Below are 25,837 nucleotides of genomic sequence, written 5' to 3' on the forward strand. Positions count from 1 at the left end.
CTCTGGCCATCCCGACGCCCTCCCGCACGCCCCCGCAGGCAACCGCGGTGAATGAGCCTGCCGTCGTGACGTGGGTGGAGGGCGGCCGCAGCAGAACCGCCCACTGGCGGTCGGCGAACGGAAGACCCGCGCCCGCCCGGGTCGAAGTGGTCAACGACTCCCTTACGGCCGACGAGGCGAACCGGATGGCGTCCCAGGGCACCGCGATGCTCTGGCAGGGTGACTTCCACAACGCGCGGCAGATCCTCAACGCTCTGGACCGGCGGGTGGGATCCGGGAAGAAAAAGGCCGTTCACACCCCGGCCGACGAGTTCTACCGGCACCGCCAGTCCCGCTCGCACCGGGCACGCATCCTCGGCCTGCTGCTGATTCCGCTTGATCCGGGCCCGGTAGTGCCGCTTCGGCGCTCCCCGGACATCCGGCAGGCCGCCGAGGAGGCGTACGGGGACATCAGCGAGCCCTCGGTGGTGTCCCTCCATGAGCTCGTAGGGGCCATCGGCGCGCACGAATGGCGAAAAAACGGCGTCCACGTCGAGGCCCTGCAGGGCCGCATCCATCCGCACTACGGAACGTTTTTCCCGACCCGCAGTGAGTACGTCGATCTGGTGGCCGCCGCTCCGCTGCCCTCCGACAGGCTGGCGTTCGACGTCGGAACAGGCACCGGAGTGCTCGCTGCCGTGCTCGCCCGCCGTGGCGTCCACCGTGTGGTGGCGACGGACAACGAATCCCGCGCGATTGCTTGCGCCGGCGAGAATTTCCGGAATCTGGGCGTCCAGGACAGGGCGGAGGCTGTCCTGACCGACATGTTCCCGCCCGGCCGTGCACCGCTGATCGTGTGCAACCCGCCGTGGATTCCGGCCACGCCGCATTCCTCCTTGGACAACGCCGTCTACGACCCCGGCAGCCGGATGCTGTTCCGTTTCCTGAACGAGCTCTCCGACCATCTGGAGCCGGGCGGTGAGGGGTGGCTCGTCCTCTCGGATCTGGCCGAGCACTTGGGCCTGCGGTCCCGGGACGATCTGCTGGGCGCCATCGAGGCCGCCGGACTGCAGGTGCTGGAACGGTCCGACACCAGGCCAACCCACCCCAAGGCGTCCGACCGGAACGATCCCTTGTTCGAGGCCCGGTCGGCCGAAGTCACGTCGCTGTGGCGGCTCGTGCCCCGTTAGTGCCGCGCTTCGCCGCGTGCCCCTGCCGAACAGATCCCAAATCGAAAGTGAAATACCCATGAGCCTGATCCGGCTGCAAGACGTCAGCGTGCGCTTCGACAACACCCAGATTCTCCGGGAAGCGTTTTTCCGCCTCGAGACCGGCGACCGGGTGGGCCTGATCGGCAAAAACGGCTCCGGCAAGACAACCATCCTCAAACTGGTCCTCGACCAGGTGACACCGGATACCGGCACGGTCACCCTGGAGCTGGGCACCAAGGTGGGCTACTTCTCCCAGTTCTCGGAACTCAACGGGGACGCCACGATTCTTGAGGTCCTTGACGCGCTGTTTACCGAGATCAAGGCGATTGAGGCCGAGCTGGCCGGCATCGATGCCTCCATCGCCGCTGACCCCGCGGACGCAGAACTGGACCGCCTCATCAGCCGTCAGGCCGAATTGTTCGAGGACATGGAGCGGCTCGACGGCTGGGACTACCCGCGGCGCATCGACACCGTCCTCACCACCCTGGGCTTCGACGAGGCCCACCGCACCTGCGCGATCGACGAACTCTCGGGCGGCTGGCGCAACCGCGCAGCCCTGGCCAAGATCCTGCTTGAAGGCCCCGACGTGCTGCTCCTCGACGAGCCCACCAACTTCCTGGACGTGGCCGGCGTCGAGTGGCTCGAAAGCTGGTTCCGGGACTTCAAGGGCGCCGCGATCATCGTCTCGCACGACCGGAAATTCCTCGACGCCGTCGTCACCCGGATCATCGAGGTGGAAAACTTCCACCTGCACGAGTACCCGGGCAACTTCGGCGAATACGTTGTGCAGAAACAGTTCCGCCTCAAGACCCTGGAGCAGCAGTTCGTGCACGAGTCCGAGCTCCTGGCCTTCGAAGCCGAAGGGATCTCCGACCGCCGCGAGGCGGCCAAGGCCGCCGGCAGCGGGCTGGGGAACCAGCTGGCCAAAATCAAGAAGTCCCGCACACCCCGGCCGGTCGACCAGATCGTCACCGAGATCTACGGCGGCCTGCACGTCAAGGACATCCTGTGCCGGGTGGACGGGCTGGGGAAGTCCTACGGGGAAAAGAAGCTGTTCGATGATTTGAGCTTTGAGATCCGCAAGGGAAACCGGATCGTGGTTCTTGGCGCCAACGGCAGCGGCAAGTCCACGCTGCTGCGGGTGATGACCGGCGAGGAGCAGCCCGACTCCGGGCAAGTGACCTGGGCCAAGGGGCCAGGCTTTGTCTCCTACAACCGGATGCTCGAGGACCTCGACGACGCCGACACCGTCTCGCACGCGGTCAACGCGCTGCCGGACAGCCTGGCGTTCAGCGCCACGAAAAAGTCCGTCAATCGGTTCCTCGCGATGTTCCAGTTCTCCGAGGCGGACCTCAAACAGAAAATCGGGAACCTCTCCGGCGGGCAGAAGGCGCGCGTCGCGATGGCGCAGTGCCTGCTGTCCGGCGCCTCGGTCCTGCTGCTGGATGAGCCGACCAACCACCTGGACATGTCCAGCACCCAGGTCATGGAACGCGCGCTGGTGCACTTCCCGGGCGCCGTCGTCGCGGTCAGCCACGACCGGTTCTTCAGCGAAAAAATCGCCAACCGCCACCTGGTGTTCGGCGCTGACGGCGCGGCCCCGGGCGAAATCGACGTCCGCGCCGCCTAAGCCGGTCAGCCCCCTCCGGATCCCACAACCCCGTTTCCGCAGGATAATGGATGCATGACCGAACAGGACCGGGACCGGGACCCGTGGGATGAGTTCGACCGGATCAAACCGGCGGGACCCGACCGGGTGGCGGGCCATCCCGGGGGTGAACCCGTGGGCTTCGGCTTCCGCACGGGAGTCCGCAGCGCGAAAGTGGCCATCGGCTTCGCCGTCTATGCCCTCACCCTGGGAACCATCCTGGTGGTGGTCGGCGCCGTCGTCTTCATCGGCGAACGCCAGTGGGTTCTGCTCGGATTGATGGTGCTGATCGAGGCGGTGTTTGTCCTGGCGTTCAGCCGGCTGGTCGCGCAGGCCCGGCGGCGCCGCTGACCGTCCCGGCGGTGCGCGGCAGCGCTACTTCCGGTGCCGGGAGGTCAGTGCCAGGTAGGCCCCCAGTGCGCCGACGCCGCCGATCCCCGCGGTGAAGAGGGTTTTCGGCCAGTTCCGCCAGCGGTCCGGCTGGGCGGCCACCAACTCGCCAACAGCGTTGATCAGGGCGGCGGTGATCATTCCGGCGACGATCCGGTTCCCGGTCCTCTCCACTTTGTCCATCAGCCGGTCCAGCTCTTCGGCCCGGAAATGAATGTCGATGCCACCGCGCTCCAGGACATCCACCACCCGGCGCATGATCTCCGGCGCATCCCTCCCGAAGCGCAGGGCTTCCCTTCCGAGCTTCTTCAGCCGGTCCGCCAGAGCCTCGGGGGACATCGAAGCGAGGATCATTTGCTGCGAGAAGGGTCCCAGCTGCGTAGTCAGCTCGAACCCGGGATCCAGCTGTTTGCCCAGTCCGTCCGCCATCACCAGCATCTTCAACAGGAGGGCTGTTTCCCGCGGCAGCCGCAGCCGGTACTCGCGCAGCAGGGCCGCCAGCTCCGCCAGTACCGCCACGATCGGAATCTCCGCGAGCGGCCGTCCGGCGTACCGTTCCACGAGCCGCCCCAGGTCCGTCTGCAATCCGCCGAAGCCGCCGCTCGCCTGCGCCCCGCACATCCGGACCAGGGCCGTGGTCAGCCCGGCGGCGTCCTGGTCCACAACGGCCGCCAGCATCCGGACCAGCTGATCGCGCGTGGAGTCGCTGATATGGCCGACCATACCGAAATCGATGATGCCAAGCCGTCCGTCTGCCTCCACGAAGAAGTTTCCCGGATGCGGGTCGGCGTGGAAGAAACCGTCCTCGAACACCATCTTCAACAGGACGTCGCAGGCACGCCGGGCCAGCTCCCCGGCGTCGGTCCCGGCCTCCCGCAGCGCGGCCGCATCGTTGACTTTGATGCCACGGATCCGCTCCAGCGTGAGCACCCGGGAAGTGGTGGTGTCCCAGAAGACCCGGGGGATGTGGACGCGGACGTCGCCAGCGAAGTTCACGGCGAAGTGCTCCACGTTCCGGGCTTCCTGCAGGTAGTCCAGTTCGGCGCGCAGGGTCTGGGCGAACTCATCGACGAGGGCCGCCAGGTGGACTCCGGCGGCCCTCGTGGAGGCCCGCTCCGCCCGTTTGGCCAGCTCGGCCATGATCTCCAGATCCTCATTGATCTGCGCCACGACGCCGGGCCGGCGGACTTTGACCACGACGTCGACGCGCCGGCCGCCGGCGTCCGCGCCCCCGGCGAGGCCTGATGCAGCGTCCTCCGGGCCCAGATCGATCCGGCCGCAGTGGACCTGGCCGATGGAACCGGTGGCGAGGGGAGCATCGTCCAGCGACGCGAGCAGCCGGTCCGCCGCGGTGCCGAGTTCCTCGGCGATGACGGCGCGCACCTCGGTGGCCGCAATGGGCGCGGACGCATCCTGGAGCTTCGCGAGCTCGGTGGCGTACTCCGGCGGAAGCACGTCGGTGCGCGTCGACACGATCTGGCCGAACTTGATGTAGACAGCGCCGAGGTCTTCCAGGACAAGCCGGACGCGCACCGGCAGGCTCACCCCCCGGGGCGGACGCCGGTCCCGGGCCCGGGCCCGGACCCGGGCCCGGGCCCGGACCCCGTCCGCGGGCCGGAGCCTGTCCAGCCCAAGGGTTTCCAGCGCAAAGCCCAGCCCGTGCCTTGTCAGGGTCTCCACGATGTCCCGCAGCCGGTCCCGCCGTGCGCTCATGACGCCAGACTACACGCGGGCAGTCCGAACGGATCCGCCGGTCAGAGCCAGCCCTTCTTCTTGAAGACGGCGTACATGAGGGCGGCTGTGGTGCCCATCAGCCCGATGGCCATCGGGTAGCCGAAGCTCCACTGCAGTTCGGGCATCCCGTCAAAGTTCATGCCGTAGATGCCCGCGACAATGGACGGGGCGAAGAAGATGGCCGCCCAGGACGATATTTTCTTGACCTGCTCGTTCTGCACGGCGCTGGCCTCGTTCTGCCGGTTGGCCGTCAGTGTGCCGTCGAGGGTGAGGGCGTTCTGCAGGAGGTCCCGGAAGGAGTCGGCACGGGAGATCAGCCGCTCCACGTGGTCCTCGACGTCGCGGAGGTTGTGCTGCAGCTCGGCTTTCACCTCGTACTTCTCGAAGCCGCGCCGCAGCAGCTGCATCATGGCGGGGAGCGGGTGGATGGCGCGCTGGAACTGGATGACCTCGCGGGCCAGTTCGTAGATCCGCCGCGAGACCGCGGAGTCCCCGCTGAACAGCTGGTCCTCGATCTCATCGATGTCGTTCTCCAGGCCGGCCACGACGGGGACGTAGTCGTCCACCACCTGGTCCATCACGGCGTAAAGCACAGCCTCCGGGCCGTGGGAGAGGAGGTCGGGCCGCTGCTCCAGTTTTTGCCGTACCTGCGCCACCCCGCCGGTTTCGGCGTGCCGGACGGTGACGACGAAGTTCTTGCCGGTGAACACATGGAGTTCGCCGAATTCCACGGTTTCCGTCGCATCCAGGTACCGCGCGGGCCGCAACACCGTGAAGAGGATGTCGTCATAGCGTTCGAGTTTGGGGCGCTGGTGGGCCGAAATGGCGTCTTCCACGGCGAGGCTGTGCAGCCCGAACTCCGCCGCGACCGCGGACATTTCGTCCTCCGTCGGCCGGTACAGGCCGATCCACGCCATCCCGCCGTGCCGGCTCAGGGTCTCAAAGGTCTGCTCGAGGCTCTGCGGCTCGGCGCTGCGGACACCGTCGACGTAGACGGCGTTATCGATGATAGTCACGGGCCCATTATCCCGTCTCCAGCGGCCGTGGCCGCGCGGGGCCGGCCGTTCCGCGGGTCAGCCGGGCAGCAGTGGTCACTTCGCCTTGGCGGGGGCCGGCGAACTGCCCTGCGCCAGCCTGCTGATCAGCGGTTCGGTGCGGTACTGGATGTGGGTGTGCAGGGCAAGGACGGTCTCGGTCCGGATCACGCCCTTGATCCGCAGAATGGAGCGCAGGGCGGCCTGCAGGTTGTGGGTGTCGGTGGCCACCACCCGGCACCACACGTCGCCGCGACCGGAGATCTCGTGGACTTCCAGGACCTGGGCGATCAGGCGCAGGGCTCCCACCACACCGTCGAGTTCCCGGTGGGTGACCTCGATTGTGACAAAGGCGACGACGTCGTAGCCCACCGCTTCAAGATCGATCTCGCGGCCGCCGTCGTGCAGCAAACCCGAACGCTGCATGCGCCGGACGCGGGACTGTGCGGTGTTGCGGGCAATGCCCAGTTTTTCGCTAAGATCGCCGATCTGGATCCGCGGGTCCCGGATCAGTTCCAGCAGGATTTTCAGGTCGGTGGGGTCCAGGCTGTTCAAATCGTCACTCCGGTTCACTTGGACAGCAGCTGATTGACTGTTTTGATCAATTTTGCCATGGAATGTGACTGAAGCGGGCAGCCATGCGCCATTCTGGGAGTATCGAATCAGTACGGGCTGGCGATTCCCCCACCACAGGGAACACGCGGCCCGCTTCCACGCAAGGGCAAAAGGTCATGACGGTCTACAGTGAGCTTCGCATGCGCCCCGCCACGGCAGAGCGCTGGGGCTGGGATGCTTCCACCACGGCACGGCTGGTGATGGCCGGCGTCGTGATCTTCACGCTGCTGGTCGGCGCGAATCTCGCCACGCCGCTGTACCCGCTGCTGCAGGCCAAACTGGGCATCACAGCCTTCGGTATTACCGTGGCCTTCTCCGCCTATGTCCTGGCGCTGGTGGCCACACTGATCCTGGCGGGCCACTGGTCGGACCACATCGGCCGCCGGGCAGCGCTGGTCCTCGCGGTGCTCACGGGACTCGCCGGCGGCTCCGTTTTCGCCATGGCGGACAGCCTGTTCGCGCTGTGTGCCGGCAGGGCGCTGCAGGGCATAGCCGTGGCGCTCGCCACCGGCGCCAGCTCGGCGGCCCTGCGGGAGCTGCTGCCCAGCCGCCCCGAGTGGGCCTCGCGGTTCACCCTGCTGGCGTCCGCCGGGGGTGTGGCGGCCGGCCCTGCCATCGGGGGAGTGCTCTCGCTGCTGCCCGGACCCACCACCACGCCGTATTACCTGCATTCCCTGGTCCTGGCCGCGCTGCTGGTCCCGCTGTACCTGCTGAAGGCCCGTCCGGCCATCACATCGGTCGCCGGTCCGCAGCCGTTGCGTGTACTGGCGCCCCGCCGGCCGTCGGTGTCCAGTGAGGCGCGCGGCGCCTTCTGGCTGGCGTCCTCCGTGGGGTTCCTCAGCTTCACCGTCTTCGGCTTCTGCCTGTCCCTGGCGCCGGGCTATTTCGCCCAGATCGTCCACGCCGACTCGCGGCCGCTGATCGGACTGCTGGCGGGACTGACTCTCGGGTCCTCCGCGCTCAGCCAGCTCCTCGCCGTGCGGGGCCGTTTCGTCGTGCCGATCGGACTGGGCATGCTGGCCGTGTCGGTGCTGCTGATCGCCGCGGCCGCCGCCTGGAGCAGTCCCTGGCTGCTGATCCTCGCGAGCATCACCGCGGGCCTGGGGCAGGGAGTGTCCTTCCGGACCGTCTTCAACGATGTGGCCGGGAAGGTCGAACCTGCCCGCCACGCCCAGATCATCAGCACCGTCTACGTCATCACCTACCTCGGCAGCGCCTTCCCCGTCATCGGGCTGGGGTTCGCCGAGGGGGTCGTCGGCCTGCAGGCGGCGGTGGCCGGCTTTGTGGTGCTCTGCTCGATCGCCGGGGCCACCCTCGCCGCCATCACGCTGCGCGCGGCGCTGCGCCGCGCCTGAGGGTCCCCGGCGGGCCTGAACCGCCGCCGGGGCACTTCCTCCCCCCACGGCGCGACGGCGCCGCTGAACGGCTAGATGGTGCGTGGCGCCCGGGCCAGGTTCTCCTTGAGATCGGCCGCGCCCTGCCGCACGCCATAGGCCGGGCGGTCCCGCTCCACACGCCAGCTCTCGGACAGCGGGCCGATGTTGACCGTGTCGAAGCCGAACTCGTCATAGACCCTGGTGACGAGTTCCGCAGCCTCCGGGAAATCGCTGGCGGTGGCAAGCGCGCGGCGGTTTGGTGAGCCGGCGGGTGTCCCGTCGGTGCTGATCTGCGTGGACATGATGTGGTTAAATGCCTTGGCCACCTTGGACCCGGGCAGATGTTCCTGCAGAAGTTCCGAGGTGGTGGTCTCGCCGTTGTCCAGTGCCGGGAACCGGCCGTCCCGCTCCCAGTAATAGTTGTTCGTGTCAAGCACGATCTTGCCGGCCAGTGGCTCCACGGGGACGGCGCCGATGCTCTTCAGCGGCACGGTGACGACGGCGAAGTCGCCCGCCGCTGCCGCCTCGGCTGCCGTCGCTGCCCGGGCGTGCTGGCCCAGCTCCGCGACGAGCTCCGTGAGGGTTTCCGGCCCGCGGGAGTTGCTGATCACGACGTCGTACCCGAGCTGCACCGCCTTGCGAGCTAGCTGGCTGCCAATATGTCCTGCACCGATGATTCCTATTGTTGTCATGTCCGGCCAACGCCGGGCCGGCCCAGGATATTTCGTGCCGCTGTCAGCCCGGAAGGTCGTCCTCGTAGCACCAGCGCCAGTGCTCGCCCGGTTCGATGCTCCGCATGACGGGATGGCCGGTCGCGGCGAAATGCTTGTAGGCATGGGTTCCAGGCGACGAATCGCAGCACCCCGCGGTGCCGCAGGCCAGGCACATTCTGAGGTGGACCGGCGTCCTACCTTCCCGGACGCATTCCGCGCAATTCGGGTTATCCGGAACCCCGGGAACCCCCGCGGACTCCAGGTGCGCGCAGACCCCGCCCGGCTGGGCCACACCCTCCCGGAGGCCGCCCCGTCCCTCCCACCACGGCGCGACAGCGCCGCTGAACCGCTAGTCGGGCAGCGGGCCCTGGTTGCCCTGGATGTGGTCGAACACGAGGGTGGTCTCGGTGTGGCCCACCACCGGGTCGGTGGCCAGATTGTCCAGCACCCAGTCGCGCAGGTCCTCGGTGGTGGCGACGGCGATGTGCAGCAGATAGTCCACCGAGCCCGAGGTATGGAAGGTCGAGAGCACGGCAGGAAGCTTCGGGACCCGGGCCGTGAAGCGGTCGATCTGTTCGCGGTCGTGGGCGCGGAGCCTGACGGCGATGAGGGCCTGCACGGAGCGGCCGATCGCGGACAGGCTCAGCTTCGCCTCGAAGCCCTGGATGATCCCGCGCTCGGAGAGCGCCCGGGTGCGCATCAGGGCCGTGGAGGGCGCGATGCCGACCAGCTCGGCCAGCTGCTTGTTGGAGATGCGGGCATCGGCCACGAGTGCCGCGAGCAGGCGCTCGTCGATAGCGTCCAGCGGCTCGCCGGCACCCGCTCCCGGCCGAAGATTCTTCGCAGTGCTGCTCACGGATCCTCCTTGATGGTTTGTCAGTTCATCATAAACGGCGCATACCGACACTTCCATTCGCGGCCCCTACAAAACCCCGAATTATTGCCAGATACTTGCGGCATTCAACGGTGAATATTCATAAGGAGCAAGGTGCTTTCTCAAGACTCGCTGGCCGTCCACGCCGGCCGCAACGGACTCACTGAACTGGGTGTGCACGCAGTGCCCATCGACCTGTCCACCACGGCGCCCCTGCCCTCCGTGCACGACGGCGGTCTCGCCTATGAGCACATGGCCACAGGCGGCACCCACGTCGAGGGGCAGAGCACCGTCTACCAGCGGCTCTGGAATCCCACCGTGGCACGGTTCGAGGAAGGCGTCGCCGTCCTCGAGGACACCCCGGAGGCCGTGGCGTTCGCCACCGGAATGGCGGCGCTCAGCGCCGTCCTGCTCGCCGTCGTCGCCACCGGAAAGAAGCACGTGGTCGCGGTGCGGCCACTCTACGGCGGCAGCGACTACCTGCTGGCCTCGGGAGTGCTCGGCAACGACGTCACGTTCACGACCCCGGAGGCTGTGCATGCGGCGCTCCGCCCCGACACCGGCCTGGTGATCCTGGAGACGCCGGCCAACCCGAGCCTGGAGCTCGTCGACATCGCCCGCGTGGCCGCCGCCGCCGACGGCGTGCCGCTCCTGGTCGACAACACCTTCGCCAGCCCAATCCTCCAGCGGCCCTATCTGCACGGCGCCGCGATGGTGCTGCATAGTGCCACCAAGTTCCTCGGCGGACACGGCGACGCCATGGGCGGGGTGGTGGCCGCGGCTCCCGAGTGGACCACCAGGCTGCGCCAGATCCGGGCCGTCACCGGCGGCATCCTCACGCCCTGGCCGGCCTACCTGCTCCACCGCGGCCTGGCCACGCTCCCCGTCCGGGTGCGCGCGCAGCAGGCCAGCGCGCAGAAGGTCGCCGCCGCCCTGGCCGGGCACGGGCTCGTCCGGCGCGTCTTTTACCCGGGGCTGCCCGAGTGCGATCCGCAGGGGCTGATCGGGGCGCAAATGTCCGGTCCCGGCTCGCTGCTCGCCTTCGAGGTGGGCAGCGCCGGGCACGCCGAACGGGTCCCGTCCGCCGTCGGCATGATCACCCATGCGGTCTCACTCGGCGGCATCGACACCCTGATCCAGCACCCGGCCGGGCTGACCCACCGGCCCGTTGCCGCCGACGCCAGGCCGCATGCCAGCCTGCTGCGTGTGTCGGTGGGCCTCGAGGACCCGGCCGACGTCGTGGCCGACCTCGTGCAGGCCATCGAAACTACCCGCTGACGCCCGTTGCCGGAGCCCCAACCGCCGGCGCCGGCCGGCCGGGATGCACGACGGCGGTGATCACCGCCGTCGTGCAGGCCAGCCCGATCACGGTCAGGGCCAGCGCCGTCCAGCCGAGCGTCTGGAAGACCAGCCCGCCGGCCCAGCCGATGACGCTGGATCCGAGGTAGTAGGCGAGGTTGTAGAGCGACGCCGCCTGGGCCCGGCCGGTCGTGGCGATCACGCCGGTCCAGCCGGCGCCGATGCTGTGCGCCGCGAAGAAGCCGCCGGTAAACAGCAGCAGGCCCGCCATGATGAGCGGCAGCAGCGGCGTGAGCGTCAGGGCCAGGCCCGCCACCATCAGCACCGTCCCCGCGATCATCACAGTGCGCCGCCCGAACCGCGCCGCCAGTCCGCCGGCCCAGCGGGACGAGACCGTTCCGGAGAGGTAAGCCAGGAAGATCAGGCTGATCATGGTGGCGGGAAGGCTGAAGGGTTCGCCGGTGAGCCGGAAGCCAAGGTAGTTGTAGACGGCCACGAAGCCGCCCATCAGCAGGAAGGCCTGGACGTAGAGGGCCAGCAGCCGCGGATTCCGGCCGTGGCCCGCCAGCGTCCGGAAGGCCCCGCGGAAACCGCCCGCCGCCGCGGCCGTGAAGCCCCGGGCCTGCGGCACCAGGACCAGGAAGAGGGCTGCCGCCACGGCGGCCAGGATTGATACGGAGAGGGCTGCGGCCCGCCATCCCCAGAGTTCGCCGACAAAGCAGGCCAGCAGCCGGCCGGCGAGCCCGCCCAGGGTGGTGCCGGCGACGTAGGTTCCGGCAGCCATCGCGGCGTGGGCCTTGTCGACCTCCTCATTGAGGTAGGCGATGGCGATGGCGGGGATGCCGCCCAGTGCCATGCCTTCGAGCATCCGCAGGCCCAGCAGCATCGGGAAGCTCGAAGCGAGCGGGACTGCCAGGCCCAGGACCGTGGCGGCAGAAATGCCCCACATCATGGCCCGGACCCGGCCGATGCGGTCGGCCAGGAAGGACCACGGAAGCACGGTCACGGCCAGCCCCACTGTCGCCAGGGAGATCGTGAGCGCCGCCTCGGCCGCCGTGACCTGGAGCTCCGCCGCCATCATCGGCAGCACGGCCTGGGTGGAGTAGAGCTGGGCAAAGGTGGCGACGCCGGCGAACGCCAGCCCCGCGAGAATCTTCCGGTAGGCCGCGGACCCCTTCGGATGTCCCGGCCAGGCAGCACGGCTGCCGCCGGCAGGGAGCGGCCGCACCGGGCCGGGGGCCGCGGGGCGGCGGAGCAGTGAAAGTCGGGGCATCTTCCCAGAATAGGCTGTCGAAAGACATGCATCCAATGCATGATTCTCATAGAATTAATAGCAAATTCGGAACGATCTGGAGGACGGGCCATGGACGTGGAACACAAACAGCTGGTCCAGCTGCTGCCGCTGATGCCCCTGCTGGCCGAACTCGGACGCACCCAGCACATCACCGCTACCGCCGAAGTGCTGGGACTGCCCCAGTCGACGGTCAGCCGGGGCATCGCCCGGGCCAGCGGCATTATTGGAACGGAACTGCTGATCCGTGATGGCCGGGGCGTGCGGCTGACGCCCGCCGCCAAGGCGCTCCTGCCCCACATCGAGGCCGCGCTGGAAGAGTTCCGGACCGGACTGGACCTGGTCCGGCACGAGTCGGAGGTGGTGCGCGGCCGGATCGCGGTGACGTTCCAGCACACCTTCGGGGAGGCGATGCTGCCGCTGCTGATCAGCGCCTTCCGCAGCCGGCATCCCCAGCCGGCCTTCGACCTCAGCCAGGGTGCCCGGGACGGCTGCCTGGCGGAACTGGCCGCCGGCGATGCGGATCTGGCCCTGACTGCCCCGGTCGCGGTGCCGAGCCGGCTGATCTCCTCCGCCGCCCTTTACCGGGAACCGCTGCGGCTTGTGGTCCACCACCGGCATCCCCTCGCGAAGCGCCGCAGCGCGGGGCTCGCGGAGATCCGGCAGGACCCGTTCGTGGCGATGGGCGCCGGCTACGGCATGCGCTCGCTGACGGACGCCCTGTTCCGGGAGGCGGGTTTCCGGCCCCGCATCGCCTTCGAGAGCCAGGATTCCCACACGGCCAGGGGACTCGTCTCGGCAGGTCTCGGCGTGAGTATCCTCCCGCCCGGCGGGCCGGCCCCCGGACGCCACACCCCGGGGCAGTCCGGTGACCTTGGCTGGGTGGAGCTTGCCCTGGATTCAGGCCTGGCCTTCCGGGAGATCGGCCTGGCCTGGCGCGAACGCCGGGGCGGAACGGACACCGAGCCGGACCCGGTGCGGCTGTTCCGGGAGCTGGTGCTCAGCGAAGGTCCCGCCCTTCTGGCCGGGTTCGTCCGCGGACGCTCCGGCACCTGAGCCGGCCCGGGGCCCCGCCGCCTGAGCCGGCCCGTGGCCCCGCCGCCTGACCCCGGCGTGCGGCGGTGTGCCGGTGTGTGCAGCGCGGCGGTGTGCAGGGGCGTGCGGCAGCCTGGCGTGCCAGGCTGTCAGTCCAGCAGTCCCGCCATGACCTCCGCGACGGAACCGGCCCGCGCCCGCTGCCAGCCCGTCCCGGCCCAGAGGTTCAGCCGTTCCGCGTCCCCGGCGGCGGCCGCTGCCGCGCGCAGGGGAGCGGTGAGGTGGTGCACGGCGGGGTATGACTCCGGCGCGTCGGGGTGGTCGCGGACAAACTCATTGACCAGCGCCCGGGCGGGCCGACCGGTGAAAGCCCTCGTCGGCCGGGTCTGCGTGAAGTGCGGGCTGGCGAGGGCGTCCTTGTGCAGCTGCCGGGCGCCGCTTTCGTGCGTGCGGAGGAACGCGGTGCCCAGCTGGGCGGCCTGCGCCCCCGCGGCAAGCACCTCCTCCAGCCCCGCCCGGTCCATCACGCCGCCGGCCGCCAGCAGCGGGAGTCCGACGGCGGCCCGCACCCGGGCGAGCAGCTCCGCCGTCGTGCCCGGCTGGCCCTCAGCGCGTCCGGCATCCGGCGAGGCGTCGGGCTCTGCCGCGCCCGGCAAGAACGCCGCGCTGTGGCCGCCGGCGCTCCCATGCTGCACCACCAGCGCATCCACGCCCTGCGCGGCGGCCTCGAGCGCCTCGGCCACCGTCGTGACGGTGGCGAGCACGGCGGAGCCGGACCGCTGCAGCGCCCGGACAACATCGGACCCGGGCAGCCCGAAGGTAAAACTGACCAGTTCCACCGGATCGGCCAGCAGCGCGTCGATCTTGCCCTGCCAGTGGTCGTCGTCGTCGAGCCGAAGCGGCGGGACCTCCACGCCGTGCCGCAGGGCATCCGCCCGCAGCAGGGCGCGGTAGTCCTCAAGCTGCGCCTGCACGTCTGCGGACGGTGGCAGCTGGGCGGGATCGGGAACGAAGACGTTCATCCCGAAACGTGTCCCGGAGGACCGGGCGCTGCGGATGTCCGCCTGCATGGCGTCCACGCTCTTGTAGCCGGCGGCCAGGAAGCCCAGGCCGCCGGCGTCATGCACGGCCTGCACGAAGGCTGGAGTGGAGGTCCCGCCGGCCATCGGGGCGGCAACAATGCGGGTACCAAAGATCGCGTGTGGCAAGGCTCACTCCTTGAAGAGGATTCAGTAGGCTGTTCCGGTGACTCATTCTGACATCCCGCCGGCGGCGGACCCCGTTGCCCCGACCGCACCCGCCGCCGTGATCGGCCTCGATATCGGCGGGACCAAGACCCGCGGCGTCCGCTTCGAGGACGGCACCGCCGTGGCCGACGAATCGGTGGGCAGCTCCAACGTCCAGAACGTCAGCCGCGAGGAGGCGGCCCTGCACCTCGCGGAGCTCTTCGCCCGGATCGGCGGCGGAACGGTCGCCCAGGTCTATGCGGGAGCGGGCGGCATCGATACCGACGAGGACGCCGCCGCGCTCGCTGCCCTGATCGCGCCGCACGTGCCGGACGCCCGGATCACCGTGGTCCATGATTCACGGCTCCTGCTGGCGGCCGGCGGCGCAAGCACCGGCGTCGCCGTCATCGGCGGAACGGGCTCGGCCGCCTGGGGCCGGAACAGCCGGGGCGAGGAGGCCCGCGCCGGCGGCTGGGGCTATCTGCTCGGCGACGAAGGAAGCGGCTACTGGCTGGGCCGCGAGGCGGTTCGCCACAGCCTGCGGCGGATGAACCAGGGGTTGGAACCCGACGCGCTGACCACCGCCCTCCTGGGGTCCTGCGGTGTGGATGACCCGAATAAGCTGATCGCGCTCTTCCATTCACCGGGCACCGGACGCCGGTACTGGGCCGAGAGGGCCCGGCTCGTGGTCGACGCGGCCGCCGCCGGCCACGCCGCCAGCCAGGACCTCGTGGACCAGGCCGGACGGGACCTGGCAGCCCTGGCGCTGCAGACGGTCCGAAAGCTCGGCATCGACGGCCCGGTGATCCTGGGCAGCGGACTGGGCATGAACGTCGCCCGCCTGCAGGAATCCTTCCGCAACGCACTGGCCGCCGAGGGGATCACCGATGTCCGCGTCCTGGAGCGGGACCCTGTCTTTGGTGTGCTCCAGCTCGTGGCTGAGCAGGGCTGACCCGGCCGGTCAGGCTCCTGCGCTGACGGGACACTACGCTGGAGGAATGAGCCTGAACTTCGACACCCGTCCCGCTGCCTACGCGGTCATCATCCGCGACGGCGCCATCCTCCTGGCGTACTGGAAGCAGGGGGGCAAGGAAGGCTGGACCCTGCCGGGCGGCGGGCTGGACCTGGCCGAGCACCCCGTCGATGGCTGCCGCCGGGAAATTTACGAGGAAACCGGCTATCACGCCGAGGTCGGCGCCATGCTGGGGATCGACGTCGGCCACTGGCCCGCCGAAATCCGGATCGACGGCGGCGAACGGGACTTCCAGTCCCTCCGGCTCATCTACGAAGCAACGATAACCGGCGGGGAACTGCGGCACGAGGTGAACGGCAGCACCACGCACGCGGACTGGATCGCACTGGAGGACGTTCCCAGGCTCAACAAGGTCTCGCTCGTCGACGCCGCACTCCGGCTCCACCGCGAGCGGCCGCTGAACGGACAACTCTCCTGACCCTTTCCTAGCCAGCGCCGGGGCATCCGAGCCGCAGCCTTGTCCCGGACCGCCGGCCGTAAGGTGGGGGTCATGGCAAAGTCGAAGATTGCGGTGCGCCGTGGTAAGGGCACGCGCAGCCGCCGGTTCAAAAAGCTTCCAGTTCCCGTTTCAAGCCTCCGCTGGGCGCTGGCGCGCAGGCTGATCTTCGCCGTCCCCGTCGGATTCTTTTTCGGCGGGAAGTTGATCAATGCCTTCAACACCGATGAGTCAGGTTCGGGGACCACAGCAGCAATGGTCGGAGGCATGGGACTGTCCTTTGCCCTGTTTCTCGGGATCATCTGGCTTCTGGGTCGCAGTCGTCGGGCAGCGTTCGCAGCAGCGGGAGGAGACCCGAATGCCACAAGTGTGCTGCTGTTCGGCGCACTGGCCCCGCGCACCGCGAACACCGGACCCAGCGGACACCACGGCGACGGCGGATCCGGCTCGGGCGGGGACAGCGGATGCGGCGATGGCGGAGGCGACGGCGGAGGCGGCTGCGACTAACCCCGGTGAGTGGCGGCGCTGCAGCTAGTCACGGTTCTTATCGCACCCGAAGCGCCGGGCCAATTGGCAGGACAATTTCACTGCCATTGAGCGCGGATCCAGCTATTCTGAAACCGGCAGAAAAGCCGAAAGCGATAGCGGGGAGGTGGAGACGATGACTGCAACGCTCCGGTGCGCACTGCGCGCCAGCATCAGCCAGGCCATCATTCCTGCCCCGGCCATCAGCACCCACTAGCCGCCACAGCTGCCAGATTCCACCCGCAGCGCGGCACGTGCACCGGGGCCCATCAAAGGGTTTTCGTTGACTAGTTCATCTGCACGTCCGGGCGCGTCCGGCGCCACCCACCCCATCCCCACCAACCTCCCCGCGGGTCCAGCCGGGTACGGCTTCACCGCAGCCGTCGCCGAACGGTTCGCGGCCCATCCCGTACCGGGCGGCACCGGGGCGGGCCGGGTCATCCGCGTGGACCGCAACCTGGTCCTGGTCGCCACGCACGACACCACCGTCCATGTGCCGTATCCCGGCAGGGGGGAGCTGCCCGCCACCGGCGACTGGGTCTGGCTGGGATCCAATACCGCGGGGGAGCCCGCCATTGCGGGGATCCTGCCGCGGCACTCGGAACTGAGCCGCAAACGGGCCTTTGACGCCTCCTCGGAGACGCAGGTCCTCGGCGCCAACATGGACGTCGTCGGCGTCGTGGTGCCCGTGGACCGGCCGCTCACCCACAACCGGCTCGAACGCACCCTCGTCGCCGCCTGGGACTCGGGAGCCACCCCGCTGGTCATCGTCACCAAGGCTGACCTTGCCGACCTCGCGGACGACGTCGTCGGCAAGGTGATTCTCCAGGCCGCCGGCGTCGCGGTGGTCACCACCTCCGCGGAGCACCGCGACGGACTCGAGGAACTGCTGGGCCACCTCCCGCGCGGCGGCACCCTCGTGCTGCTGGGTCCCTCCGGGTCCGGCAAATCCACCCTCATCAACGCCCTCGCCGGCGCGGAGGTCCAGGCAACGGGGGAAGTCCGGGCCGGCGACGGCAAGGGCAAACACACCACCACCTCACGCGAGCTCGTGCCCCTCCCCGGGGGCGCCGTCCTGATGGATACTCCCGGGGTCCGGGGCTTCGGGCTGTTCGACGCCGAGAGCGGGATGACGGAGATGTTCGGCGACCTTGAGGAACTCTTCGCGCAGTGCCGGTTTTCCGACTGCGCCCACGGCCGCGAGCCCGGCTGTGCCGTGCAGGCCGCGCTCGCGGACGGGTCCCTCGAGGGCCGCCGCTGGGAGAGCTACCAGAAACTCCAGCGCGAACTCGCTGCCCTGGCCCGACGGCACGATGCTGCCGCCAGCCGCGCCTTCGCACGGGAGTGGCACCAGCAGATTTCCGCTGCTGGCAAGAGCCAGCGCTCGGCAGAACGGGACAGCTACGAGGCCGCTGCCAACGAGGGCGCGCAGCGCGGCCGGCAGCGCCGGGGCGGGTCCACAGGGGGCGGCCGGCGGACACGCTGACCGTCGCTGAGCGCTAAGCGGAGTGCCAAGGAGCAACGCGGGGTCACTTCGCGCCCATTGCGCCCGCTCGAATGGGCGCGAAGTGACCCCGCGTTGCATGGTTGGGTCCGCCGCAGGGTACTGGAGGGGTGCTGCGGGAAGTTTTTCCGCGCGGCACCCATCCAAAATCGCCTGCCCTGCGAATCACTACGTCGGCCACAGCGACCCCGACATATCCCTGACATTGTCAGCCGTGCTGGTTAGGCTGAGTTCTACCTGCTTTACAGTCAAAAATCAGCGTGTCTATGATCAGTTGGCTGGAGGGTCCGATGTTGCCGCCAACAGAAAAGGTAAGCCCCGGAAATGGCTGAAGCCATGATCGAGTTCCAGAACGTCACCAAGCAGTACCCGGGCGGCCAGGCCGCCGTCGATTGCCTGACCATCTCCATCGACAAGGGCGCCGTCACGGTCTTCGTCGGACCCTCGGGCTGCGGCAAAACCACCTCGCTGCGGATGATCAACCGCATGGTCGAGCCGACGTCCGGAACCATCACCGTGGACGGCCAGGACATCACCGCGGTGCCGGCGGCAAAGCTGCGCCGGTCCATGGGCTACGTGATGCAGTCCTCAGGGCTGATGCCGCACCGTTCCGTACTGGACAACATCGCCACCGTTCCCCGGCTCAACGGTGTGTCCAAGGCCGAGGCCCGGAAGCGCGCGCAGGAACTGCTCGACGTCGTCGGGCTGGCATCCGCGCTGGGCAAGCGGTACCCCTCGCAGCTGTCCGGCGGCCAGCAGCAGCGTGTCGGGGTGGCCCGGGCGCTCGCCGCCGACCCTCCCGTGCTGCTCATGGACGAACCCTTCAGCGCCGTGGACCCCGTGGTCCGCGAGGAGCTGCAGCAGGAACTCCTCCGGCTCCAGCGCGACCTGGCCAAGACCATCGTCTTCGTCACCCACGACATTGACGAGGCCACAGTGCTTGGGGACAAGGTGGCAGTCTTCGGCCTCGGCGGCAAACTGGCGCAATACGCCGCTCCGGAGGAAATCCTGCGCGCCCCGGCCAACGACTTCGTGGCGTCCTTCGTGGGCAGGGACCGTGGCTTCCGGCACCTGGCATTCAGCCCGTCCGACGGCGTCACCGTGCACCCGGCCCCGACAATCACCCCCGATGAACTTGCGCGTGCTGGCCACGCCTCCGGCGAGTGGCAGCTGGTGGTCGACGAAAACCTGCGACCGCTCGGCTGGTCGGGTCCGGGCAAGGGCACCGCGACTGTTCCCGGAGGATCCCTCTTCCGCAAGGGCGAGACGCTCCGCCGCGCCCTTGATGCGGCCCTGTCCTCGCCCTCCGGTCGCGGCGTCGCCGTGGATGAGGACGGCCGCGTCGCCGGGGTCATCACTGCCGAGGAAGTCCTCGCCGTCATAACGTCGGACCGCCATGTCCGCCAGGGTGCGCGCTGATGGAGTGGTTCCTGGCCAACAGCGGGCAGGTCCTCAGTCTCGCGGGCCAGCACCTTGTTTTGTCCATCCTGCCGATGGTGTTCGGGGTGCTCATTGCCGTCCCGCTGGCCCAGTTCGCCCGGCAGAACCGCGGACTCCGCTCCGTGGTCCTGACAGCCTCGTCCCTGCTTTACACCATCCCGTCCCTGGCGCTGTTCATCATCCTGCCGACCGTCCTCAGAACCCGGATCCTGGACCCCGTCAACGTGGTCGTGGCCCTGACCATCTACGCCGTCGCCCTCCTGGTGCGCGCCACCCTGGACGCCTTCGACTCCGTGGACGAGGACCTCCGGCAGGCCGCCGTCGCCATGGGGTTCAAGCCCTTCGCACGGTTCCTGCAGATCGACCTGCCGCTGTCCCTGCCGGTTCTTTTCGCCGGGCTGCGTGTGGTCTCGGTCAGCAACATCTCGCTGGTCAGCGTCGCGGCGCTGCTCGGCATCGGCAACCTCGGAATGCTGTTCACCTCGGGCCTGCAGCGTGATTTCGTCACCGAAGTGGTGGTGGGCATCATTGCCATCCTCATCCTCGCGCTGCTGATGGACGCCGTCCTGGTCCTGCTTGAGCGGCTGCTGACCCCCTGGACCCGCGCCGCGGCGGCCACCGGCACGGATCCCGGCGCCGGCCAGGACAAGACGGGCACCGCTGCCGCAGCGCTGCGGCTGTCCGACGCGCAGACGGCGGGCGGCGCCGCATGAGCAACGTCGTCACTGACACCTTCGCCTGGCTCGCCGATCCGGCGAACTGGTCCGGCAGTGCCGGAATCCCGACACGGCTGGCCGAGCATCTGCTCTACACCGGCCTGGTGATGGTGATCGCCACGGCCATCGCCGTCCCCATCGGCCTCTACGTGGGGCACACCGGCCGCGGGCGGGTTGCCGCCGTGGCCGTTGCCGGTGCCCTCCGGGCCCTGCCCACGCTCGGCCTGCTCACCCTCTTCGTGCTCTTGGCCGGCATCGGTCTCATGCCGCCGATCTGGGCGCTCGTGATCCTGACGGTCCCTCCGCTGCTCGCGGGCACCTATGCCGGCATCGCCAGCGTGGACCGGAACGTCGTCGACGCCGCGCGCGCCATGGGCATGACGGAACTCCGGGTGCTGTTCCGCGCCGAGTTCCCCAACGCCCTGCCCGTTATGTACGGCGGGTTCCGGACCGGTGTGCTCCAGGCGATCGCCACCGTCTCGGTGGTTGCCTATATCAACCTCGGCGGACTCGGCCGGTATCTCTTCGACGGGCTCGTGCTCTCCGACTTCCCCCAGATGCTGGGCGGATCCCTGCTCATCGCCGGACTGGCCATCGCCGTCGACCTTGTCCTTGCCCTCATCCAGAGGCTGTTCCTGTCCCGGGGCACCTCTTCCCAGCCAAACCGGAGCCAGCAGGCTGCGGTCGATCTCACAGACCCCGTACCCGCGGGGACTGTTCTTCAAGGAGGTACGTCATGAAGGAAACCCGCCAACGAGCACTCGGCAGACGCGCATTCGGCGGCCTGGCCGCCAGCGTCGGCCTGGCCATGGCACTGTCCGCCTGCGCAGGCTCATCCGATCCGCTCTCCACGGCCCCCGCCACCGGCGGAGCCACCGCCGGTTCGGGCTCGGCCCTCGTCATCGGTTCAGCCGACTTCCCCGAGAGCCAGATTATCGCCGAGCTCTACGCCGGTGCACTGAACGGCGCCGGCGTCACAGCCAGCACCAAGCCGAACATCGGTTCACGCGAGGTCTACTTCAAGGCCGTCCAGGACGGGTCGGTGGATGTCATCCCCGACTACAGCGGCAACTTGCTGCTGCACGTCAGCAAGGACGCCACTGAGGTCTCGGCCGAGGACATCTACCAGGCCCTGCCAGGCAAGCTGCCCGAGGGACTGGCGGTGCTGGAGGCCTCCAAGGCCGAGGATAAGGACGCGATGGTCGTCACCAGAGCCACCGCGGAGAAGTACCAGCTGAAGTCGATCGAGGACCTCGCCAAGGTCTGCAGCGAAATCGTGGTGGGCGCCCCGGCGACCTTCGCCGAGCGCGCTTACGGGCTTCCGGGTCTGGAGAAGAATTACGGCTGCGTGCCGAAGAAGCTCGAGCCGTTCAGCGACGGCGGCGGGGCGGTCACGCTCAAGGCCCTGCTCGCGGACCAGGTCCAGGTGGCCGACATCTACACCACCACCCCGTCCATCGCGGACAACGACCTGGTGGTGCTTGAGGACCCGAAGAACAACTTCATCGCCCAGCAGGTCCTCCCGCTGTACAACACGGCCAAGATGACGGACAAGGCGAAGGAAACCCTGAACGCCGTCTCCAAAGTCCTCACCACCGAGGACCTGATCAACCTCAACCGCGCGGTCAGCGGCAGCCAGAAGCAGAACCCCAAGGACGCTGCGGCGGCCTGGCTCAAGGACAAGGGACTGGTCAAGTAAGAGACCTGTCCTGCAGGGGTGTCCCGCCTGTGACGGCGGGACACTCCTGTGAGACAGACCTCGACGGAAGTACATCCCGCATATGGCATATTTGATGAATGGCAGAATTCAAGCAGTCCACCAAGCTTCATAATGTCCTTTACGACATCCGTGGACCGATCCTTCAGGCCGCCCAGCAGATGGAGGCAGAGGGTCACCGCATCCTCAAGCTGAACATCGGAAACCCGGCCCCGTTCGGGTTTGAAGCGCCGGACGCGATTCTGGTGGACATGATCCGCCACCTGCCGCACGCCCAGGGCTACAGCGATTCCCGCGGCATTTTCTCCGCCCGGACCGCCGTTTCGCAGTATTACCAGACCCGCGGGATCCAGAACATCCACGTGGATGACATCTATCTGGGCAACGGCGTCAGTGAGCTCATCACGATGTCCCTCATGGCGCTGCTGGATGACGGCGACGAAGTCCTGATCCCCACCCCCGATTACCCGCTGTGGACCGCCTCCGTTGCCCTGGCCGGCGGCCGGCCCGTGCATTACCTGTGCGACGAGGACTCGGGCTGGCAGCCGGACCTTGAGGACCTCGAAGCGAAGATCACACCGCGCACCAAGGGCATCGTGGTGATCAACCCGAACAACCCCACCGGCGCCGTCTATCCGGAAGAGACCCTCAAGAAGATCGTCGCCCTGGCGGAGAAGCACGGACTGGTCCTCTTCGCCGACGAGATTTACGAGAAGATCCTCTACGAGGACGCGGTCCACGTGAACATGGCCAGCCTGACCGGCGACGACGTTTTGTGCCTGACCTTCAGCGGCCTGTCCAAGGCGTACCGCGTGTGCGGCTACCGGGCCGGGTGGATGGCCATTTCCGGGCCGAAGAAGGATGCTGCGGACTACCTCGAGGGCATCAGCCTGCTGGCGAACATGCGCCTGTGCGCCAACGTCCCTGCCCAGCACGCGATCCAGACGGCACTCGGCGGGTACCAGAGCATCAACGACCTCATCCTGCCGGGCGGGCGCCTGCTCGAGCAGCGGAACAAGGCCTACGACATGCTCAACGCGATCCCCGGGGTCAGCACCCAACAGGCCCGGGGCGCCATGTACCTCTTCCCGAAGCTCGATCCCGAGGTTTACCGCATCCGCGACGACGAAAAGTTCGTTCTGGACCTGCTGCGCGAACAGAAGATCCTGGTCTCCCACGGCCGGGCCTTTAACTGGGTCCGCCCGGACCACTTCCGGATGGTCACCCTTCCGCTCGTGAAGGACCTGGAAGAGGCAATCAACCGCATGGCGGACTTCCTGAGCCGGTACAAGGGGAACTAGCCTGAGCTCAGCAGCTCAGCGCGGGCTGTTGTCCCGCGGTCCTCACGGAGGCTGCCCGAACTGGAAAGAGGCAAAGGATGCCAGACGTCGTCCGATTCAAGGAGCACCCCTCTGAGACCCTGAAGGTGGGCAAAGGCTTCAACCTGCTGGACACGGACCCGGACTCCACTCCGGGCTACCCGGGGGACAAGAACGACGGGGAGGTGCTGCTCGCCGACCTGGATGACAACCTCGCCCTGTTCCAGGAGCAGCTTTTTGCCGAATCCCGCTTCGGTGGCACCAAGCGCATCCTGCTGATCCTGCAGGCCATGGATACGGCCGGCAAAGGCGGGATCGTGACCCACGTTATGGGCGCCATGAACCCGCACGGGGTCCAGATGAAGTCGTTCAAGGCTCCCACCCCGGAAGAGAAGTCCTATGACTTCCTGTGGCGGGTCGAGAAGGAAGTGCCGGCCGCCGGCATGGTCTGCGTCTTTGACCGGTCCCACTACGAGGACGTCCTGATCCACCGCGTCCACCGCTGGGCAGATCCGAAGGAACTTGAGCGCCGCTACAACGCGATCAACGAGTTCGAGGCCAGGCAGACGTCCGCCGGCACCAAGATCATCAAAGTCATGCTCCACATCGGCCGCGATGAGCAGAAGGAACGGCTGCTCGCGCGGCTGGACGACCCGGCCAAGCTCTGGAAATACAGCAGCACTGACCTGAAAGAGCGCGCGTTCTGGAACGACTACATGGACGCGTACCAGAAGGCTTTCGAGAAGACGGGCACCGAGATTGCCCCATGGCACGTCGTTCCGGCCAACAAGAAGTGGTATGCCCGGATCGCCGTCCAGCAGTTGCTGCTGGACGCGATGGAGGGACTGAAGCTGAAGTGGCCGGTTCCGGACCTGGACGTCGCGCTGGAACGGGAACTGGTCGGGCGTTCCTGACCGGCCCGCGCCGCCTAGCCGGCCTGGGACGGCTGGTCGCGTGCCGCGGCCAGGCGCTTGCGGGCACCTTCGAGCCACCGTTCGCAACGCTTGGCCAGCGCCTCGCCGCGTTCCCAGAGCGCCAGTGACTCCTCAAGGCTCGCCCCTCCGGCTTCGAGCCTGGTGACGATGCCGACGAGCTGCTCGCGGGCCTCCTCGTAGCTGAGGCCCTCGATGTCGGCGTTGGGCTGTGTTTCTGCTGTCATGGTGTGCTGCTCCTTGCTGTGTCCCGCAGGACGGATGGTTCGGGTGGGAGGGCGGGGCGGCTTACTCTTCGGCCGGTTCCTGGCCGCCCGTCGACTCCGCGGTGAACCGGCCTCCGGCCACACGGACGGTCAGCGGGGTGCCCGACGGTGCCTGGTCAGGGTGCCGGACAACGTCCCGGCGGGTTCCGGGAACCGGGCCGCCGCCGGCAAGCTGCACGACGGCGTAACCCCGGTCCAGGGTCTTCTGCGGCGAGAGTGCCCGGACCTGGGCCTTGAGGTGGACCAGCTGGTCGGCGGCCCGGACGACGGCGGCCGTGACCGCCGCCTGGGAGCGGCCCTTGAGCCGTTCGACGTCGTCGTGGCGGATGCTGACCATGACATCGGGGGAGGCCAGCACCGGTCGGGAGCGCAGCGAGGCCAGGCGGTCCGTTTCCCGTTCCACCAACCGGGTAACACCACGCCGGAGCTGGTCACGGGCCTGGCGGACGCGGGCGAGCTCTTCGACGACGTCCGGGACGATCCGCTTGGCGGCGTCGGTCGGTGTGGAGGCGCGCAGATCCGCGACATCATCAAGAATCGGCCGGTCCGCCTCGTGGCCGATCGCGCTGACCACCGGTGTGGAAGCGTCCGACACCGCCCGGATGAGTTCCTCGTTGCTGAATGGCAGCAGATCCTCCAAGGCCCCGCCGCCGCGGGCGATCACGATCACGTCCACCCCGGGATGCGCATCCAGCTCGCGCAGCGCGGCGATGACCTGCGCAACGGCGGTGTTGCCCTGGACGGCCACTTCGCGGATTTCGAATTCGACGGCGGGCCAGCGCAGCGCCGCGTTGCGCAGCACGTCCTTCTTGGCATCCGAATCACGGCCGGTAATCAGGCCGATCCGGTGGGGGAGCAGGGGCAGACGCTTCTTGCGGGCGTCGGAGAACAGCCCTTCCGCGGCGAGGGCATGGCGCAGGCGCTCGATCCTGGCGAGCAGGTCCCCGAGTCCCACCGGCCGGATGTCCTTCACGGACATGTTCAGCCGCCCGGTCTTGAGCCAGAATTCCGCCTGGAGCAGGGCCACCACCCGGGAGCCGCGCTCCAGCGGGGCTTCCTGGCGGTCCAGCACCTTGGTCCAGATGGAGGCAGGGAGGGAGATCTCAGCGTCGATGTCCCGCAGCGTCAGGTAAGCGTTGGTGCCGCGCCGGTTCAGTTCGATGACCTGGCCTTCGACCCAGGCGGAGGGGGCGCGGTCGATGTGCATTTTGAGTTTCTGGGACAGCAACTGCAGCGGCCAGGGGTTGTCCGGGCTGGTTTCCGCTGCCGTGGCGGGAACCGTCGTGGCTGCGGCGACGTCCTCAGACATGCCGGTGTCCCGGGGCGGAGCTGGCCTGGTGCATATGCGTGGGTGTCCTTTGCCGGGGCGGGGCTGTCGGCAGGTGCGTCCCCCGGCGCCTGCGCGTCAGGAAGGGCCACCGGCCGACAACTCGAACTTGTCGGTTTCAACTCTATCCATAGCTTTATCATCGGGGGCCGACTTTATCGTTCCGCAGGCCGCCACCCGTAGGATGGGCACTACCC

At 68.4% G+C, this 25,837-nt stretch carries 26 protein-coding genes; 16 read left to right on the forward strand and 10 right to left on the reverse strand.

All coding sequences use genetic code 11. The features are described 5' to 3' along the window. Nucleotides 1–65: 65 nt before the first annotated feature. From ACZYX4_RS01285 to ACZYX4_RS01295, 3 genes are read left to right on the forward strand one after another with little or no spacing between them, the layout of a single operon-like run. The gene (locus ACZYX4_RS01285) at nt 66–1,169 is read left to right on the forward strand and encodes a methyltransferase (RefSeq protein ID WP_463873198.1); all 1,104 of its coding nucleotides are present in this window, start codon (nt 66–68) and stop codon (nt 1,167–1,169) included. Nucleotides 1,170–1,227: 58 nt separating this feature from the next. Next, the gene (locus tag ACZYX4_RS01290) at nt 1,228–2,820 is read left to right on the forward strand and encodes an ABC-F family ATP-binding cassette domain-containing protein (RefSeq protein WP_463873083.1); all 1,593 of its coding nucleotides are present in this window, start codon (nt 1,228–1,230) and stop codon (nt 2,818–2,820) included. A gap of 54 nt (nt 2,821–2,874) precedes the next feature. Next, a complete protein-coding gene (locus ACZYX4_RS01295) occupies nt 2,875–3,189 on the forward strand; it encodes a hypothetical protein (protein ID WP_463873085.1) in 315 nt (104 codons plus the stop codon). A 24-nt stretch (nt 3,190–3,213) separates the two neighbouring features. On the opposite strand, the gene ACZYX4_RS01300 is transcribed toward ACZYX4_RS01295, so the two are convergent. The 3 genes from ACZYX4_RS01300 to ACZYX4_RS01310 form a co-directional block, all read right to left on the reverse strand. Next, the gene (locus ACZYX4_RS01300) at nt 3,214–4,941 is read right to left on the reverse strand and encodes an ABC1 kinase family protein (protein ID WP_463873086.1); all 1,728 of its coding nucleotides are present in this window, start codon (nt 4,939–4,941) and stop codon (nt 3,214–3,216) included. Nucleotides 4,942–4,982: 41 nt separating this feature from the next. Then, nucleotides 4,983–5,978, reverse strand: coding sequence for a magnesium/cobalt transporter CorA (corA, locus tag ACZYX4_RS01305; RefSeq protein ID WP_463873088.1), 996 nt, complete (start codon nt 5,976–5,978; stop codon nt 4,983–4,985). A 75-nt stretch (nt 5,979–6,053) separates the two neighbouring features. Then, nucleotides 6,054–6,551: an Lrp/AsnC family transcriptional regulator gene (locus tag ACZYX4_RS01310; protein ID WP_463873089.1), complete on the reverse strand. Its 498-nt coding sequence runs from the start codon at nt 6,549–6,551 to the stop codon at nt 6,054–6,056. Between the two features lie 176 nt (nt 6,552–6,727). On the opposite strand from ACZYX4_RS01310, the gene ACZYX4_RS01315 reads away from it, so the two are divergent. Then, nucleotides 6,728–7,966 carry an MFS transporter gene (locus tag ACZYX4_RS01315; RefSeq protein ID WP_463873091.1) on the forward strand — a complete coding sequence of 413 codons (1,239 nt, stop codon included), beginning with the start codon at nt 6,728–6,730 and terminating at the stop codon, nt 7,964–7,966. A 71-nt stretch (nt 7,967–8,037) separates the two neighbouring features. Here the strand turns inward: ACZYX4_RS01315 and ACZYX4_RS01320 are convergent, their stop codons facing one another. From ACZYX4_RS01320 to ACZYX4_RS01330, 3 genes are read right to left on the reverse strand one after another with little or no spacing between them, the layout of a single operon-like run. Next, entirely contained in the window at nt 8,038–8,679 is a 642-nt protein-coding gene (locus ACZYX4_RS01320) for an NADPH-dependent F420 reductase (RefSeq protein ID WP_463873092.1), read from the reverse strand. A gap of 43 nt (nt 8,680–8,722) precedes the next feature. Then, nucleotides 8,723–8,992 (reverse strand): UBP-type zinc finger domain-containing protein, encoded by a 270-nt coding sequence (locus tag ACZYX4_RS01325; RefSeq protein ID WP_463873093.1) that lies wholly within the window; start codon nt 8,990–8,992, stop codon nt 8,723–8,725. A 57-nt stretch (nt 8,993–9,049) separates the two neighbouring features. After that, on the reverse strand, nt 9,050–9,556 hold the full coding sequence (locus tag ACZYX4_RS01330; RefSeq protein WP_463873095.1) for an Lrp/AsnC family transcriptional regulator: 507 nt from the start codon (nt 9,554–9,556) through the stop codon (nt 9,050–9,052). A gap of 132 nt (nt 9,557–9,688) precedes the next feature. On the opposite strand from ACZYX4_RS01330, the gene ACZYX4_RS01335 reads away from it, so the two are divergent. Beyond that, entirely contained in the window at nt 9,689–10,852 is a 1,164-nt protein-coding gene (locus tag ACZYX4_RS01335) for a trans-sulfuration enzyme family protein (protein WP_463873096.1), read from the forward strand. Here the strand turns inward: ACZYX4_RS01335 and ACZYX4_RS01340 are convergent. Then, nucleotides 10,842–12,146, reverse strand: a complete 1,305-nt coding sequence (locus ACZYX4_RS01340; RefSeq protein ID WP_463873098.1) for an MFS transporter — start codon at nt 12,144–12,146, stop codon at nt 10,842–10,844. The two genes, ACZYX4_RS01335 and ACZYX4_RS01340, sit on opposite strands and share 11 nt — an antisense overlap. Nucleotides 12,147–12,236: 90 nt before the next feature. Here ACZYX4_RS01340 and ACZYX4_RS01345 point away from each other — a divergent pair, with 90 nt between their 5' ends. Then, nucleotides 12,237–13,220, forward strand: coding sequence for a LysR family transcriptional regulator (locus ACZYX4_RS01345; RefSeq protein ID WP_463873099.1), 984 nt, complete (start codon nt 12,237–12,239; stop codon nt 13,218–13,220). A gap of 128 nt (nt 13,221–13,348) precedes the next feature. On the opposite strand, the gene ACZYX4_RS01350 is transcribed toward ACZYX4_RS01345, so the two are convergent. Further along, entirely contained in the window at nt 13,349–14,407 is a 1,059-nt protein-coding gene (locus ACZYX4_RS01350) for a nitronate monooxygenase (RefSeq protein ID WP_463873101.1), read from the reverse strand. Between the two features lie 37 nt (nt 14,408–14,444). Here ACZYX4_RS01350 and ACZYX4_RS01355 point away from each other — a divergent pair, with 37 nt between their 5' ends. From ACZYX4_RS01355 to ACZYX4_RS01400, 10 genes are all read left to right on the forward strand, one after another. Next, a complete protein-coding gene (locus ACZYX4_RS01355; RefSeq protein ID WP_463873103.1) occupies nt 14,445–15,377 on the forward strand; it encodes an N-acetylglucosamine kinase in 933 nt (310 codons plus the stop codon). Nucleotides 15,378–15,423: 46 nt separating this feature from the next. Next, nucleotides 15,424–15,876 (forward strand): NUDIX hydrolase, encoded by a 453-nt coding sequence (locus ACZYX4_RS01360; RefSeq protein ID WP_463873104.1) that lies wholly within the window; start codon nt 15,424–15,426, stop codon nt 15,874–15,876. Nucleotides 15,877–15,948: 72 nt separating this feature from the next. After that, nucleotides 15,949–16,401, forward strand: a complete 453-nt coding sequence (locus ACZYX4_RS01365) for a hypothetical protein (protein WP_463873105.1) — start codon at nt 15,949–15,951, stop codon at nt 16,399–16,401. Between the two features lie 349 nt (nt 16,402–16,750). Beyond that, nucleotides 16,751–17,905 carry a ribosome small subunit-dependent GTPase A gene (gene rsgA / locus ACZYX4_RS01370; protein ID WP_463873199.1) on the forward strand — a complete coding sequence of 385 codons (1,155 nt, stop codon included), beginning with the start codon at nt 16,751–16,753 and terminating at the stop codon, nt 17,903–17,905. A 342-nt stretch (nt 17,906–18,247) separates the two neighbouring features. After that, on the forward strand, nt 18,248–19,342 hold the full coding sequence (locus ACZYX4_RS01375) for an ABC transporter ATP-binding protein (protein ID WP_463873107.1): 1,095 nt from the start codon (nt 18,248–18,250) through the stop codon (nt 19,340–19,342). After that, entirely contained in the window at nt 19,342–20,076 is a 735-nt protein-coding gene (locus ACZYX4_RS01380; RefSeq protein WP_463873108.1) for an ABC transporter permease, read from the forward strand. Before ACZYX4_RS01375 ends, ACZYX4_RS01380 begins: the two co-directional genes overlap by 1 nt. Continuing rightward, nucleotides 20,073–20,819, forward strand: coding sequence for an ABC transporter permease (locus tag ACZYX4_RS01385; RefSeq protein ID WP_463873110.1), 747 nt, complete (start codon nt 20,073–20,075; stop codon nt 20,817–20,819). Before ACZYX4_RS01380 ends, ACZYX4_RS01385 begins: the two co-directional genes overlap by 4 nt. After that, nucleotides 20,816–21,778, forward strand: coding sequence for an ABC transporter substrate-binding protein (locus tag ACZYX4_RS01390; protein ID WP_463873112.1), 963 nt, complete (start codon nt 20,816–20,818; stop codon nt 21,776–21,778). Before ACZYX4_RS01385 ends, ACZYX4_RS01390 begins: the two co-directional genes overlap by 4 nt. 98 nt (nt 21,779–21,876) lie before the next feature. After that, on the forward strand, nt 21,877–23,097 hold the full coding sequence (locus ACZYX4_RS01395; RefSeq protein WP_463873114.1) for a pyridoxal phosphate-dependent aminotransferase: 1,221 nt from the start codon (nt 21,877–21,879) through the stop codon (nt 23,095–23,097). Between the two features lie 77 nt (nt 23,098–23,174). Continuing rightward, the gene (locus ACZYX4_RS01400; RefSeq protein ID WP_463873115.1) at nt 23,175–24,029 is read left to right on the forward strand and encodes a PPK2 family polyphosphate kinase; all 855 of its coding nucleotides are present in this window, start codon (nt 23,175–23,177) and stop codon (nt 24,027–24,029) included. Nucleotides 24,030–24,043: 14 nt separating this feature from the next. On the opposite strand, the gene ACZYX4_RS01405 is transcribed toward ACZYX4_RS01400, so the two are convergent. Both ACZYX4_RS01405 and xseA read right to left on the reverse strand, forming a co-directional pair. Continuing rightward, nucleotides 24,044–24,274 (reverse strand): exodeoxyribonuclease VII small subunit, encoded by a 231-nt coding sequence (locus ACZYX4_RS01405; protein ID WP_463873116.1) that lies wholly within the window; start codon nt 24,272–24,274, stop codon nt 24,044–24,046. Nucleotides 24,275–24,335: 61 nt separating this feature from the next. Then, nucleotides 24,336–25,622, reverse strand: coding sequence for an exodeoxyribonuclease VII large subunit (gene xseA, locus ACZYX4_RS01410; protein WP_463873118.1), 1,287 nt, complete (start codon nt 25,620–25,622; stop codon nt 24,336–24,338). Between the last annotated feature and the right edge of the window lie 215 nt (nt 25,623–25,837).

It is taken from the genome of Pseudarthrobacter leeuwenhoeki, assembly GCF_055412885.1.